This window comes from Candidatus Planktophila sp. (genome assembly GCF_040402315.1).
Lineage (GTDB): Bacteria > Actinomycetota > Actinomycetes > Nanopelagicales > Nanopelagicaceae > Planktophila.
Map to the genome: position 1 here is coordinate 1 of NZ_JBBAMU010000023.1, position 15,177 is coordinate 15,177.

13 protein-coding genes and 2 tRNA genes are annotated in these 15,177 nt (G+C 47.9%); 3 read left to right on the forward strand and 12 right to left on the reverse strand.

What is annotated here, in order from left to right:
- Position 1: 1 nt before the first annotated feature.
- Together AC9UEP_RS04600 and AC9UEP_RS04605 are read right to left on the reverse strand one after the other, a co-directional pair.
- A tRNA-Ser gene (locus AC9UEP_RS04600) sits at positions 2-90 on the reverse strand.
- Between the two features lie 24 nt (positions 91-114).
- A complete protein-coding gene (locus tag AC9UEP_RS04605; RefSeq protein WP_509544398.1) occupies positions 115-3,447 on the reverse strand; it encodes a bifunctional proline dehydrogenase/L-glutamate gamma-semialdehyde dehydrogenase in 3,333 nt (1,110 codons plus the stop codon).
- 448 nt (positions 3,448-3,895) lie between these two features.
- Here AC9UEP_RS04605 and AC9UEP_RS04610 point away from each other — a divergent pair, with 448 nt between their 5' ends.
- The gene (locus AC9UEP_RS04610) at positions 3,896-4,501 is read left to right on the forward strand and encodes a Rieske (2Fe-2S) protein (RefSeq protein ID WP_509544400.1); all 606 of its coding nucleotides are present in this window, start codon (positions 3,896-3,898) and stop codon (positions 4,499-4,501) included.
- Between the two features lie 95 nt (positions 4,502-4,596).
- Positions 4,597-6,006 carry an aminopeptidase P family protein gene (locus AC9UEP_RS04615; RefSeq protein WP_509544403.1) on the forward strand — a complete coding sequence of 470 codons (1,410 nt, stop codon included), beginning with the start codon at positions 4,597-4,599 and terminating at the stop codon, positions 6,004-6,006.
- Positions 6,007-6,175: 169 nt separating this feature from the next.
- Here the strand turns inward: AC9UEP_RS04615 and AC9UEP_RS04620 are convergent, their stop codons facing one another.
- From AC9UEP_RS04620 to AC9UEP_RS04665, 10 genes are all read right to left on the reverse strand, one after another.
- A complete protein-coding gene (locus tag AC9UEP_RS04620; protein WP_509544406.1) occupies positions 6,176-6,514 on the reverse strand; it encodes a fluoride efflux transporter FluC in 339 nt (112 codons plus the stop codon).
- Positions 6,511-6,864 carry a fluoride efflux transporter FluC gene (locus AC9UEP_RS04625; RefSeq protein ID WP_509544431.1) on the reverse strand — a complete coding sequence of 118 codons (354 nt, stop codon included), beginning with the start codon at positions 6,862-6,864 and terminating at the stop codon, positions 6,511-6,513. The genes AC9UEP_RS04620 and AC9UEP_RS04625 overlap by 4 nt, the downstream gene beginning before the upstream one ends.
- Before the next feature lie 2 nt (positions 6,865-6,866).
- Entirely contained in the window at positions 6,867-7,625 is a 759-nt protein-coding gene (locus tag AC9UEP_RS04630) for a succinate dehydrogenase/fumarate reductase iron-sulfur subunit (protein WP_509544408.1), read from the reverse strand.
- A complete protein-coding gene (locus tag AC9UEP_RS04635; RefSeq protein ID WP_509544411.1) occupies positions 7,625-9,520 on the reverse strand; it encodes a fumarate reductase/succinate dehydrogenase flavoprotein subunit in 1,896 nt (631 codons plus the stop codon). The genes AC9UEP_RS04630 and AC9UEP_RS04635 overlap by 1 nt, the downstream gene beginning before the upstream one ends.
- 15 nt (positions 9,521-9,535) lie before the next feature.
- Positions 9,536-10,336, reverse strand: coding sequence for a succinate dehydrogenase subunit SdhC (gene sdhC / locus AC9UEP_RS04640; protein WP_509544414.1), 801 nt, complete (start codon positions 10,334-10,336; stop codon positions 9,536-9,538).
- A gap of 171 nt (positions 10,337-10,507) precedes the next feature.
- Positions 10,508-10,590 (reverse strand) — tRNA-Ser (locus tag AC9UEP_RS04645).
- Between the two features lie 49 nt (positions 10,591-10,639).
- The gene (locus AC9UEP_RS04650; protein ID WP_509544417.1) at positions 10,640-11,470 is read right to left on the reverse strand and encodes an HAD family hydrolase; all 831 of its coding nucleotides are present in this window, start codon (positions 11,468-11,470) and stop codon (positions 10,640-10,642) included.
- Positions 11,467-12,735 (reverse strand): serine--tRNA ligase, encoded by a 1,269-nt coding sequence (gene serS, locus AC9UEP_RS04655; RefSeq protein WP_509544420.1) that lies wholly within the window; start codon positions 12,733-12,735, stop codon positions 11,467-11,469. The genes AC9UEP_RS04650 and serS overlap by 4 nt, the downstream gene beginning before the upstream one ends.
- Complete coding sequence (pheA, locus tag AC9UEP_RS04660; protein ID WP_509544423.1) at positions 12,732-13,574, reverse strand: prephenate dehydratase; 843 nt, start codon at positions 13,572-13,574, stop codon at positions 12,732-12,734. Before pheA ends, serS begins: the two co-directional genes overlap by 4 nt.
- 3 nt (positions 13,575-13,577) lie before the next feature.
- Positions 13,578-14,273: a glycerophosphodiester phosphodiesterase gene (locus AC9UEP_RS04665; RefSeq protein WP_509544425.1), complete on the reverse strand. Its 696-nt coding sequence runs from the start codon at positions 14,271-14,273 to the stop codon at positions 13,578-13,580.
- Positions 14,274-14,309: 36 nt separating this feature from the next.
- Between AC9UEP_RS04665 and AC9UEP_RS04670 the strand changes: the two genes are divergently transcribed.
- Entirely contained in the window at positions 14,310-15,089 is a 780-nt protein-coding gene (locus tag AC9UEP_RS04670; protein ID WP_509544428.1) for a PP2C family protein-serine/threonine phosphatase, read from the forward strand.
- The last annotated feature ends 88 nt before the right edge of the window (positions 15,090-15,177 follow it).

Below are 15,177 nucleotides of genomic sequence, written 5' to 3' on the forward strand. Positions count from 1 at the left end.
GCGGAGACGAGGAGATTTGAACTCCTGAAGGCTTTTACACCTTACCTCGTTAGCAGTGAGGCGCACTCGACCGGGCTATGCGACGTCTCCGAGTTGCAGGTATAAGTCTAGCGTCTAAGCCGTCAAGCCTGAACAGCCTGGTTTTGGCCCGCCATTGGGGTTGCCATAGCGGTGGTAAGTAATTGCAACTGATTGTTCAATCAGCCAACGAGAAGCTTCAATGTCACCTCGTTGTGCAATTGGTCGGTGGTCAACTGAAATTCCTTTTTGTAACTCTTCGTAAATTGGTGGCTTACTCGATGCTAACCAGCGAATGCGCACGTATTTTTCTTTAACATCATTGAGGTCTGTTGTAAAAATAATCTTTGCACCCGTGGTTTCAGATATGTGGTGCACCAAAGACTTCTCTACTTGTGTCGTAGATTCATCGACAACCACTACAATCGGCCCCAAATAATGGCGATAGCGTTGATAGTTTTTCTCGACAATTAAACCACTTCGATCAATTGCTTGTGAACCAATCTTCGCCCACCAAGTGTTTACACCAAAGATTGCTGCCTCAAGATTTGTTGCTTGCGGCCAATTGCGCAGTGTGTTGACGTAATTAAGTCCGCCAGCTTTAGCATTCGGCCCCACAGCAGAACGTTTCCACCCGCCAAAAGGTTGGCGATTAACAATCGCTCCAGTAATTCCACGATTAACATAAAGGTTTCCAGCCTCAATGCGGTTGATCCATTCTTCACACTCTTGCTCATCGAGTGATTGAATTCCGGCAGTTAATCCAAAGTCGGTATCATTCTGATACTGAATTGCGGTGTCAAAATCGGGCGCCTCAATCACAGCAAGTACCGGGCCAAACCATTCGTTGCGATGTGACCAAGAACCAGCCTTGACTCCAATTTTTACACCAGGGCGCCACATTAATCCGGCAGCATCAATCTGCTTCGGCTCAACCAGCCAGCTTTCACCCGCTTCCAGTTCAGTAAGTGCACGATTTAGTGCACTCTCTGTCGGTCTAATAATCGGTCCCACTGTCGTGGAAAAGTCCCAACCCGCGCCAACGTGTAGTGATTCAACGGCATCCTTTAATTGGCGCACAAATGCAGGGTCGTTATAAATATTGGTGTCTACGATTGCAATGGATGCTGCCGAACATTTCTGCCCGGCATGCCCAAAGGCTGACTGGACTAGATCCTTTACCGCTGCATCGATATCAGCACATGCAGAGATTAAAACTGCATTCTTGCCGCTGGTCTCAGCCATCAAATTGATTTCCGGACGCCATGATGTAAATAGCGAGGCGGTATCAAATGAGCCGGTGAGAATTACCCCGTCAATTCCTGAATGGGTAACAAGATACTTTCCATCTTCATCATCTCGCATCGGCAAGAACTGCAAGACATCTTTCGGTACTCCGCCTTGCCAGAGATGGCTGACAATCTCCCACGCTGTAGCAACTGTTTCAGGTGCAGGTTTGAGAATGACAGTATTTCCAGCAGCGAGGGCCGCGCATACGCCACCCACCGGAATTGCATAAGGAAAATTCCATGGCGGGATAACAAGAATTGTTCCAAGCGGAGTCGATTCACCAAAGTTTCGGGCAGTAGTGGCATAGAAGCGAGCAAAATCAATTGCTTCCGCCACTTCCGGATCTGCTTCAGCCACTGTCTTACCCGCATCGCGTGACATCACGGCAATAGTTTGGGTAGTTGCTTTCGCCATAACACCGGCTGCTGTAAGCAGGATTTCTGTGCGCTCTGGAATTGAGAGTCCGCTCCACTTTTCCTGAGCTTTCTTGGCGGTAGCGATTGCCGTATCTACATCTTTTACTGACCCTACTGAGTAGTGATACCAAACTTTTCCGTTATCAGATGGGTCGGTACCTTCTGCTTGCTCCTTGGTAAAGATTTCTTCGCCATTAATTACCAGTGGAATCTCTTGATCTTTAATCGCGCGAACTTTTCTAATTTCTTTGGTAACGGCGGCGATGAATTTTGGCTCGGTTGGGTCCAAATTGGGTTCATTCTCAAAGGTGCTGCTCGTTAATTGACCATGCTCAATATGACGAAGTGACTCAGTTGTAATCGTGTGGCGCTCTGCAATTGACTTCAGGAATCGATCTTCTTGCTCTCTGAATTTCTTTGGATTCTGCGAAATTTCAAAGGCGGCTTTCAGGTAATTTTCATCTGAGGTATTTTCATCAAGGCGACGAATGAGATAAGCAACAGCGGCCGCAAAATCATCTTTCTGAGTTACCGGTGCATAGAGCAGCACGGGTTGACCAGAGCGAGTAACTGCGAGCGCCTCAGCATTTGCCATTCCTTCGAGCATTTCAATATCTACTTGATCTGAAACTCCGCGCGACTTGGCAACCTCAAGGGCCCAGGTCATATGAAATAGATTGTGGGAAGCAATACCAATACGGACAGCACTCGAGTGATCTGGCCGTAAAGCGGCATCAACAAGGCGAACAAATGAGGCATCTACATCTGATTTTGAGCGATACGGCGCCGGACTCCAACCATGAAGTTCTGCCTCTGCTCGCTCCATTGCCAGGTTGGCACCTTTAACTAGACGAACTTTGATACCTGCACCGCTTCGCGCATAGCGCTGCTGCGACCATTGTACGAGTTCACCAAAGAAGTGGTGTGCCTCAGGAAGATAGGCCTGTAAAACAATTCCAGCCTTCATTGCCACAAATTCATCTTCATCAAGTACGCGCATAAAGGCAGCTACGGTCATCGGCAGATCGCGATACTCCTCCATATCCAAGTTAACGAATACGCCATGTTGCTGCGCCTCACGATAGAGAATGCGCATCTTCTCCGAAACACGATTGATCGAGCCATCAATATCGATGATAATTAATTGCGCAACGATGGAGGAGAGTTTGACTGAAATGTAATTCACTTCTGGGCGGCGCACCATCTCCAGAATGGACTGGAAACGTAGTTCGGCTTCATGGTCACCCAAGACGGCTTCACCTAATACGTTGATATTAAGCGCTAGCCCTTTTTCACTCCGCTTTCCCAGATGCTTTGCGAGTTTTGCGGGCTCTGCAGCAAGAATTAAATCTTTTGATAGGGCTCGTACTCGCTGGTGGACTGCCGCTACAACGGGTTTAGGTAATACGTTAGAGAGAATTCCAATGGCATGTAGCCCAATTCCATTGATGGGCCCAAAGCCAACGATGCTGGCTTTCTTGGCTGCACGCCTAAAAATTCGTGATGATGAAGTAACGGAGGAGATACGCATGACTTCGTCGGTCAAGGTAATAGTTGCTTCGATAGCTTTGGGATCTTTAAAGAGTCGAGCAACACGCCTTCGGTTAGCCTTTTCTCGGCGGTCGCGTAACTTATCCGACTCCTTCATCAGCTCTTTGGTTCGCGCGATTGCAACGGAAGCCAATTGATCTAGCTTTGTATCTGTCTCAAAGATTGAGGGCATTATCCGAGGCTACCAACTGACGCTGAACTCTGCATAAGGTGGAGCCCGAGTAGAAAATGAATGGGGAGAGGGAGGCCCCGATATGAATTGGCCCTTTATTTTCTCCTTATTGAACCCGCCGGCGCCAAAAAAATAAACCAGCTAGAGCGATAATGAGTAAGGGAGAAAGAATGGGTAGAATTCCCTTTCCTTTTGTCGAAGCAGGTTGAATCTCATCACTTGGAACACTGATTATCTGCTCCAATCCAATAGGAATTCCTTGTCTCTTGGTTAAAGGGTGCAAATCACCTACGTCGGATTGCGGTAGGACAATCTCCTCTAGAAGTAGAGTGCAAGTGATTTGCGAGAGAAGATTTAGCCAACGTAGGGTGAATGAATCTCTACCTGAAAAGCAGTCAGTTCAGATTTCATTCACCTCTTATTTACTTTTTTGATTTACAATTAATGGATGAAACTGATCTCTCGGCGAATTCTCGGTTTCGGAGTTATCTCCGCTCTAGTATCAATGGCGTTTCCTGCCTTTGCCGATTCGACTCCGACGGCCAAGTGTCGTTTTCTTGGCCAAAAAACTTCTTTCAAGGGAAAGCTATACACCTGCATCAAAGGAAAAAGTAAAGGAAAGACAATTCTGAAGTGGGATTCAGGAAAGGTCATCCCGGTGGCTTCCCCCAGCACATCACAGACTCCAACCGCTTCACCTTCTAGTTCACCAACTGTTTCTCCCGAACCGGTTATCGTCAAGAAGAATGAAATTCCTATAGCTAAGTCTTCAGAAGTTTCTGTAAATTCAACACAATCTTTCACGGCAAAAAATAGTAAAGGGAGTGAGACCAAATATATCCTTGCCCGAAATTCAGAGGGTTTAATTGCAATGGATGCCACGTGTCCTCATCAAGGCTGCACGGTTGCAATAGCAGCCGCCGGCTTGCTCTGCCCTTGTCATAGCGCTCTCTTTGATCCAAAGAACGGCGCAGTGCTACGTGGTCCAGCCTCATATCCACTGAATCGTTTCGAGGTGCGCGAGGTTGAAGGCGTCATCTACATAACAGATTAGGGCAGCCAGATTCCAATTACTTTATTAAGGGGCGATGATAAGGGTCTTTGACTTATCCAGTATCAATGTTCGTTATTCCATCGTAAGATTTCGCTATGGATTCTGAAGCTACTGGCCTCTCGCAGGAAAAAACTGAGCGCGTTCACGATCAGGGACCTTCTGTAATCTTCTCTGAATTTATGAAAAGTGGCTGGGCTGAAAGTGAACTCTCTGACTTAGCGCCTTTAGAAGTTGTTACCTATGCATACTCCCGCAGGCAAGTTCTCTCTCAAGCTTTTCAGGGAGTGCGATTAATTCTTCCCGCCGGCGAACTCAAAGTGCGCGCTGGCGATACCGATTACAACTACCGCCCTGATAGTGCCTTTGCTTATTACAGTGGCGTGCAAGGAGCTGATGCAACAGCTGATGCGGTACTGATACTTGAACCGGGTGGAGATTCACACATTACCTATCTCTATATGAATTCACGTTCTACTAGAGATACCGAAGCTTTCTATCGCGATGCCCGATATGGCGAACTCTGGGTAGGTCGCAGATTCACATTGTTAGAGGCTAAGGCGCGCTACCAAATTGAAACCAGGAATTTGAGTGAGCTCAAAGAGTTATTAGCTGATGGCAAGAAATCTCTCTCACCTGCTGATAAGGATTTCGCAACATTCATCTCGGAACAGCGCTTATGTAAAGATGAGTACGAGGTAAGTGAACTGCGGCGCGCAGTTTATGCAACAACACTTGGGTTTAATGATGTCATCAGCTCCATTCCGGCCGCTGTTCAAACTGCACGCGGTGAACGAGTTCTAGATGCAGCCTTTTATGGCCGCGCCCGCATATTAGGTAACGACCTTGGTTACAACACTATTGTGGGCGCAGGTTCACACGCGTGCGTACTGCACTGGACCCGTAACGATGGCGATCTTCATCCGGGTGAACTTGTCTTAATCGATGCCGGTGTTGAGATGGAATCTTTCTACACCGCAGATATCACTCGCACCTTCCCTATTAATGGCAAGTTTTCTCCAGCACAACGTGCGCTCTACCTGCTTGTCTATGAAGCTCAGCTTGCTGGTTTTGCCGCCATTAAACCTGGAGCGCTATTTTCTGATGTGAATAAGGCATGCCAAGAAGTATTGGCACGTGGTTTAGCCGATATGGGAGTTCTCACCATCTCGGTCGAAGAATCAATGAAACCTGAGGTGGGCTTACATCGTCGCTGGACTTTGCATGGATCAAGTCATCACTTAGGTATTGATGTGCATGATTGCGCCCAAGCACGCAAAGAGATGTACTCTGATGCACCATTGCGTGAGGGCATGGTACTAACTGTGGAACCCGGTCTATACATCCAACCCGATGATGAACTCTTCGCACCCGAGTATCGCGGTATTGGCATTCGTATTGAAGATGATGTTCTTGTGACAAGTGATGGATATAAGAATCTTTCTGCAAATATCCCGCGCCATCCAGATGATGTTGAGATGTGGATGAAGCGAGTCTTAGGGCGATAAATAGAAAGCAAAAAGTGGACGACTCCCTCGAAGAACATCGCCCACTCTTTGTGTCCCGTTACACGCAGTACACGTAATAACGAGAGAAAAATAGAGAGTCTTGTGGTCTAGAAAGTTAATGAGAAGTGAACTTCTGCCTGCATATTCCTGAATAAATTATCGATTTTGCCTAACTAACCAGGTTGTAGCCCAGATAAGCGGCCAGTAAGCCAAAGATGAGGGAGGCAATGATGTTGGTTGCAACAACTTTGTAGCGCTTGAGCTCGTAACCAAGATAGAGATCAAGGATAAAGGTAGACCACGTCGTGAAAGAACCAGCGAAGCCAACGGCGAGAAAATCGTGCCAGCGCTCAGTTGTTGCAAAAGTTAGCCCAATAAGGAATGAGCCGAGAATGTTTACTATGAAAGTTCCGGCAGGCTTATCTGTAAATTTCTTGAAGTATTGATCCACTAAGAATCGTGCAGGGGATCCGATAGCCGCCCCGAGTATGACCATGAAGGTATTCATGTGCTGGCCTTCACAACTTTTCGCGCGACTTTAAGTGAAAGGTGAGCAACAATGAGCGAGGCAATCACGTTGATAAGTAAGTAAGTCAACCCAGCTTCATCAGGTGCCACAGCCTCATATGTCACGGCAGAAAAAGTAGAGAGACCGCCGCAGAAGCCTGGAAGCAAGAAATAACGTAGCGCTGTAATTCCGCGACGCTCCATTAGGACCATGAAGAAGATTGCCAGGCAAACTGCTAAAAGGTTTGCAGCAAGTGTTCCATTACCGCTCTGCGGAATTACTAGCGCGAGTACCCAGCGGGTAAGAGAACCGAGAACACCGCCCAGTGAAACAAGCAGAACCGCTTTCAGTGTTAGCTGCGCTTTTCTCGCTTGAGAAGACCGGCAAACATGCGAGCTGGGTCGTACTTTATATCAACAACGCGTTCCTTCATAGGAATAATTGCGTTATCAGTGATTTTAATGTGCTCTGGGCAGACCTCAGTACAGCACTTTGTGATGTTACACATTCCAATTCCATGCTCTTTTTGAGCGGTGCTCTTACGGTTCTTTAAGGTATCAAGAGGGTGCATATCAAGTTCTGCAATGCGGATAAAGAACCGTGGGCCAGCGAACGACTCTTTATTCTCTTCGTGATCACGAACAACGTGGCACACATCTTGGCAAAGGAAGCATTCGATGCATTGACGGAACTCTTGACTGCGCTCAACATCGACCTGTTGCATACGTGCTTCACCTGGCGCTAAGTCCTTAGGTGGTTCAAAGGCTGGAATTTCCATCGCTTTCTTGTAGTTAAAAGATACGTCAGTAACGAGATCTTTAATCACTGGAAATGCACGAAGCGGGGTAACGGTAATAGTTTCATTCTCACCAAATAAAGCAACTTGTGTCATGCAGGCAAGGCGAGGCTTTCCATTGATCTCCATTGAGCAAGATCCGCATTTTCCAGCCTTACAGTTCCAACGGACAGCCAGATCACCCATTTGTGTTGCTTGGACGCGGTGAATGACATCGAGTACTACTTCGCCATCGTTGACATCAACTTGTACATCTTTAAGACCGCCATCGTTGGCGTCTCCTCGCCAGATTCGAAGATTTAGTGTGCGTGCCATTAGTTGGATCCGCCTTTCGCAATTTCTTCCGGTGTCATGTACTTCTCAAGTTCGTGAATATCAAAGAGGTCAAAGAGCTCCTTCGGTATAACTGGCAAAGCTTGTTCCTTAATATTAACCTGACTGCCATCAAAGCTGGCAATGTTATTAATCTGCCGCCACTTGGTATTCATGCCAGGGAAATCATCGCGAGTATGCCCACCACGAGATTCCTCGCGTAGTAGCGCCGACTTCGCCGTTGATTCAGCAACGAGCAGCATATTGTCTAAGTCGAAGGCCAAGTGGAAGCCTGGATTAAATAAACGTCCACCGGCAACGGCAACGTTTTTGCTGCGAGTGCGAATGTCTGCAATTTTGATAATTGCCTCTTCGATTTCGGTGCGTGTGCGGATGATGCCCACAAGGTTATGTGTAATCTCCTGGAGTTCAGCATGTAGAGAGTATGAGTTCTCGCCACCTGCGCGACTAAACGGCGCTTCGATGCGATCTGCAGCTGACTTAATCGATGCCGCAGAGACTGGGTTTACACCAGCACTCTTTACATAATCAGCGGCTCCAGCACCGGCGCGACGACCAAAGACAAGAAGATCTGATAACGAGTTCCCACCCAGACGATTTGACCCGTGCATTCCGCCAGCAACTTCTCCGGCGGCGTAAAGTCCTGGGACTCCCACCGCTGCTGCAGTATCAGGTTCAACTTCTACTCCGCCCATCACGTAGTGACACGTTGGGCCAACTTCCATCGCCTCTTTTGTAATGTCAACGCCGGCAAGTTCATAGAACTGATGCCACATCGAAGGAAGGCGCTTTTTGATTACTTCAGCAGGAATGCGCTTTGAAACATCGAGGAAGACACCACCGTGTTCGGAACCACGACCTGATTTCACTTCAGTGTTAATCGCGCGAGCAACTTCATCGCGTGGCAAAAGCTCTGGCGGACGTCGGTTGTTATCTTGATCTAGATACCAGCGATCTGCCTCTTCTTCATTATCAGCGTAGTTAGCCTTAAACACATCAGGGATGTACTTAAACATAAAGCGTTCGCCAAGTGAGTTAGTCAGAATTCCACCTTCACCGCGAACTGATTCGGTAACAAGGATTCCGCGCACTGAAGGTGGCCAGACCATTCCTGTTGGGTGAAATTGCAAGAACTCCATATCGACAAGATTGGCGCCTGCTTTGAGTGCAAGTGCGTGTCCGTCTCCGGTGCCTTCCCAGGAGTTAGATGTAATCTTGAAAGTTTTTCCAACGCCACCGGTTGCAATAACTACCGCCGGTGCTTCAAAGAGAACTTCATCTCCACTTTCGCGCCAGTAACCATATGCACCAGAGATTTTGCCGTTCTCTTTGAGGATTTCAGTGATAGTGCATTCAGCAAAGACTTTAATCTTCGCCTCCATGTCGCCAAATTCGCGGCCATCTTTCTGTTGCAACTGAACAATCTTCTGTTGCATTGTGCGAATAATTTCCAGGCCAGTGCGGTCTCCTACGTGAGCAAGACGTGGGTATTCATGCCCACCAAAGTTGCGTTGTGAAATCTTTCCCGCCTTGGTGCGATCAAAGAGCGCGCCCCACATTTCAAGCTCCCAGATGCGATCTGTTGCTTCTTTGGCATGAATTTCAGCCATGCGGTAATGGTTCAGGAATTTACCGCCTCGCATGGTGTCGCGAAAGTGGATCATCCAGTTATCTTTATCATTCACATTTCCCATTGATGCAGCTGCGCCGCCTTCGGCCATCACTGTATGAGCTTTACCAAAAAGTGATTTACAGATGATTGCCACACTAAGTCCTGCTTCACGAGCTTCTACAGCTGCACGTAAACCAGCGCCGCCGGCACCAATAATAAGGACGTCGTACTTCTCTCTTTGTAGAGTTGAATCGTTCGCAGTCATATCTGTCGGCATCCTTTAGAAGAAGTAGAAGTTTGTCCAGGCGCCAGTTGCAACTTGGCGAACGTAGATATCGGCAAATGCAACGCCGGCAAGTGAGTACATGGCAAATTGCTGATGCTTGTGATTTAGCGCAGACACCCAGGTCCATACCTTGTATCGAACTGGGTGTTTTGAGAAATGTTTCAATCGTCCGCCAACAGTGTGGCGACATGAGTGACATGACAATGAGTAGAACCAGAGAAGTGTTGAACTCACGAGCAGTATGAGGGAACCAACACTCATATGTCCCCACTGACCTCCAACGTTCTTAAATGAAATTATCGCGTCGTAGGTAAGAATTACGTTAAGCCCTAAACCTGCATAGAAGAACCAACGGTGTGAGTTTTGCAAGATAAGAGGTGCCCGTGTTTCACCTGTGTATTTGCTGTGTGGCTCGGCAACCGCACACGCAGGTGGTGAAAGCCAGAAGGAGCGGTAGTACGCCTTGCGGTAGTAGTAACAAGTCATACGGAAACCGAGTGGGAAGATCAAAATAATAAGTGCTGGTGAAAGTGCAAAGTTAAAAATTTCGGCGCTGACCGGTGTCCACCCCAAAATTGTTGCTTCTGGTAGGCATGCTTTCGATAAACATGGTGAATAAAATGGTGAGATCAGATGATCTTTGTAATAGTTTGCGCCCTCAAAAGCTCTAAAGGTGGCATAGATAACGAATGAAAAAAGAACTCCGAATGTAATTGCGGGTTCTAACCACCACTTATCCGTGCGTAGCGTGCGCTCTTTAATCTTCGCGCGCGTTGGAGAAAAAACTCCGGACATATCTGCTCCCCTAGTTTTCCCGATTGATGGGATGTTCTAATAAGAGAAGTGTGCGCTTACCTGCTCAGAGCCGCTAGGTGGTAAGCCGCATATGGCTTATGAAGTCAGCCACAATTTGTGCAGGAAATGCAAAACCCACCTCGGTTTAGAAGGCGGGTTTGGCGTTAAGCGCGGAGGACGTGGGATTTGAACCCACGAGGCTTTCACCTGCCGGTTTTCAAGACCGGTGCACTCGGCCGCTATGCGAGTCCTCCGTGGGAGAGATTACCCGAAAGTGGCCATCTTTAATAATTCGGTGAGCGACTACGCAGGGAGTTCGAGCAGTTGCTCGATAATGATTGCAACACCATCTTCTTCACATGGACCAGCAACTGCCTTTGCATACTTCACTCCGTCGGGATGTCCATCAGACATCGCAAATGATCGTCCGCACCATTCAAGCATTGAGAAGTCATTTGGATTATCTCCAAATGAAACACAATCGGCTGCATCGATACCAAGTCGAGCCGCCATCTTTGCAAGTGTCATTCCCTTTGAAACACCGAGGGCTGAAACTTCTAGGAGTGAGTCATGCGGATTTGAATGTGTAACAGTTGCTAAACCTTCTAATTCAACTGATGCAATAGCTAACATCTCATCCGATGTCATTTCTTGTTGCGAGCAGCGAGCGAGCAGTTTCAGCGATGGAGATGTAATTACTTCCTCAATGCGCTCAACTCCGATGTTATCTAAACCAACATCCCAGCGCGGGATATATATCTTTTCGCGATGGAAGTAATTATGTGATTCCACCGCAAAAGAAATCTGCGGAATCGCGGCACGCAATCGTTTAACTGATTCCAAAATATCCTCGGGCTCCATAAGCCACTGTTCTAGGACTTTATCGTTATGAAGGTCATACAACATGGCGCCATTACCGCATATTGCGTTACCAATACCAAATGCCTCTTTAATCTCTGGCATCCAGCGCGGTGGGCGACCTGTAACAAAGAAGATTTCAATTCCCATTGAATGGGCTTTACGAAAAACGTCAATGGTGCGCTGAGTTACATTGCCATAGTGAGCGACGATGGTGCCGTCGAGATCTGATGCAATGAGCTTTGGGCGGCGGGCAGAAGCTTGATTAAGACTCACACAACCTCAAATTTCTTCATACCAAGAAATGGCTGCAAAGCCGCAGGGACGTTAACTGTGCCATCTGCATTTTGGTGATTCTCTAAAATTGCGACAATCATGCGAGGGATAGCAACCAGGGTGCCGTTAAGGGTGGCAATTGCGTTGACCCCTTCCGAATCTTTATAACGAATATTTAGTCGTCGCCCTTGAAACTCTGTGCAATTAGATGTACTTGTTACTTCGCGATAGGCGCCCTGGGTAGGAATCCATGCCTCGATATCGAATTTACGTGTGGCAGATGAACCGAGATCACCTGATGCCACATCGATGACACGGAAAGGAATCTCCATCGCGGTCAAGAAGTCTTTCTCCCATTGCAATAACCGTTGATGTTCTGCTTGCGCATCTTCAGGCTTGCAGAAGGTAAACATTTCAACTTTATCAAATTGGTGAACGCGAATAATTCCACGAGTGTCTTTTCCATATGTTCCGGCTTCACGGCGGAAGCACGTTGAATATCCGGCGTAGCGAAGTGGCAATTTATCGGCCAGCAGAGTTTCATCCATATGCATCGCCGCCAGTGGGACTTCAGATGTTCCCACTAAATAGACATCATCTTTTTCAATGCGATAGACATTCTCTGCTGCTTGGCCAAGGAATCCGCTTCCCTCCATTGCAGCAGAGTTCACCAGTACTGGCGGAATAACGGGTGTGAAACCATTCTTGACCGCGCTCTGGATTGCGTAATTAACCAGTGCAAATTCCAGGAGCGCACCAACACCGGTGAGGTAATAAGAACGTGAACCCGCAACTTTTGCTCCGCGCCCGGTATCAATTGCACCGAGTAACTTACCTAGCTCTAGGTGATCCTTCGGCTCAAAACCATCCTTGCCAAAATCACGGGGGGTTCCAACATATTCAATGATGAGGAAATCTTCTTCGCCGCCTATTGGTGCTTGGGTGTCTAATAGGTTGGAGAGTTGCAAAATTAGCGCTTTGGTCTGCTCTTCCACTTGGGCGCGCTTGGTATCGGCTGCCTTTACCTTATCGGCCAGCGCTTTTGCATTCTCGAGTAGCGCTGTTTTCTCATCACCTTTAGCTGCGCCAACGCTCTTGGAAAGAGTGTTCTGCTCTTGGCGTAGCGTTTCAAACTCTGTCACAGCAGCACGTTTCTTCTCGTCAATTGCAAGAATTTGATCTACGAGTTCAACACTTTCCCCGCGCCCCTTTTGTGATGCGCGGACAACATCGGGGTGCTCGCGTAAGAATTTGATATCAATCATGCGCGCACCTCTCGTGGATAAGAACCTAGGAATCTAATGTCGTCACAGATTTCGCGGAGCTCTTCCACGGATTTGCCCACCGGCGCATCGTTGATATGGCCTTCGACATCAATGATGAAATGGTAGTGACCAAGCTCGCGACCCGTTGGACGTGACTGGATGAATGTCAGGTTTACATCGTGTTGCGCAAAGACCTGCAGGATTTCAAGGAGCGCTCCCGCATGGTCGATATCGATAAAGACAGCGATTGAGGTGCGATCGTGTCCGGTCGGTTCTGGCATCCACCCGGGTTTTTGGGCGGCAATAAAACGTGTGACCGCACCGGCGTTATCTCCAATATTTTCAGCAATTACTTCCAGGTTGTAATGCGCTGCCGCCGCACCAGATGCAATGGCCGCATCGATTTCACCCTTGCTCACTGCCTCGGCGGCGGCAGATGTTGATTGCGTGGGAACAATTTCTGCATGTGGGTAGTTCTTCGCAATGTACGTCCGACACTGTGCTTCTGCATGTGGATGTGTGCCAATGCGCTTGATTTCTTTATTACCTGGCTTAACCATGAGCGCAAAGGTCACAGCAAGTGTTACTTCTCTAGCAATTGTCAGTGGTTCTCCAGTTGCAAGCTCATCAAGGGTGCGAGCAACAACGCCTTCTACCGAATTCTCGATGGGAACGAGTGCATAGTCAGCTTGCCCAGAACGCACTGCATCAAGTGCGGCAGTGACATTGGCAAAAGGGATTGTGATATCTGAATCGCAGGTGATTGTTTTTAGCGCAGCTTCCGTAAAAGTTCCGACCGGCCCCAAATAGGCAAAAGTATGACTGTCTTGGGTGCTCACTGGTTAAGGATACCTGAGTACCTCACGTGCATGTGCCGGCTTATTTGTGATGAGAATATCTACGCCTAACTTCTGGCATAAACGAATGTCGTCATCCTTATCAACGGTCCACACATTGAGCGAGCGCCCTAGTGATCGAATCTTTTTCGCCATCACCGGCTCGGCACGTAACTCATTGATTCCTGGTCCGATTGCCGAACTTGAAGAAAAACGTGCTTGCAGCCATGGTGTTCTTTTATGCATCAGAAATGTGGTGTTGATTGATGAATCTATTCTGCGCATTTTCTCGATTGCCAGCCAACTAAATGACATGACCGAGACTGCAATTTTTGCGGGCGCTTTCTTTTTGTGGAGCGCATCCACCAATAGCTCTTCAATACGGTTGCCAGAAAAGACGGGGTGTTTAGTTTCTAGAAGCACACCCTTCTTATTGGCGATTGCATAATCTAAGAAAGTATCGAGGGTGAGCACCTGTGGATATGCCCGGGATACCTCTTTATATGTCATCTCGGCAATCAGGCCTCGGTTGCCAGCACGTTCAAGCATTGACGCGTTATGCCACAAGATGGGTATTTCATCCTTGGTGATGCGCAGATCGCATTCGAAGCCATCGGCGCCTTGTTCAACTGCCGCCTCGTAGGCGGCCATGGTCAGTTCTGGAAAATCCGCACTAGCACCGCGGTGCGCGTAGATGAGCATGAGACCGAGAGTAGCAAAGAGATTACTCTTACCCCCATGAGTCAGCTCTACTTCGCAACTGCTGCGCGTTCTGCGGTTGGCCTTATCCGCACAGGCAATGAAGATAGCGCTCTGACTTCACCACGAGTTATCGCCGTTGCCGATGGCATGGGTGGACATGCAGCTGGAGAAGTTGCATCAAAAATTGCAATCTCAACACTTGCACAACTCACCACCATTATCACTCACCCAGATATCGATACTGACTCTGCCGACGATCTCTTTGGGCAATCACTTCACACTATTGATACGGAAATAAAGAGCGCATCAGATGAAAACCCTGAACTCTCGGGCATGGGAACTACTCTGACATCGCTCTTTCTCCATCAAGAAAAGATTGCCATGCTCCATATTGGAGACTCCCGCGCATATCGCTTGCGGGCAAACTCATTTGAGCAACTTTCACTCGACCACACGGTGATTCAGGAGCTGCTCAGCCAAGGTGTGATTTCAGAGGCAGATATCGCTACCCATCCTCAGCGCTCTGTCCTTACCCAAGTTCTCATGGGTGATGGAATAACACACGCTCCCCTACTTATTCTCGAAGGAAAAGTTAAAGATCGCTATCTAGTATGTAGCGACGGGTTGAGTTCTGTTTTAACCGAGAAAGAGATTAAGTCATTGATTAAAGGTAAGAATCGGAAAGATGCCCTCGATGCTTTAATCGATGCCACCTATATAAATGGCGCTCCCGATAATGTCACTGTAATTATCGCCGACCTGGTTGAAACAGATGAAGATAATTCAATTCTCACCTTAGGGGCAGCACAATTATGAATTCATTATTAGGTGCTCGCTACCTCCTTGGGCAAATGATTGGCACCGGCGGCATGGCCGATGTTTATATTGCGCAAGACCAACGATT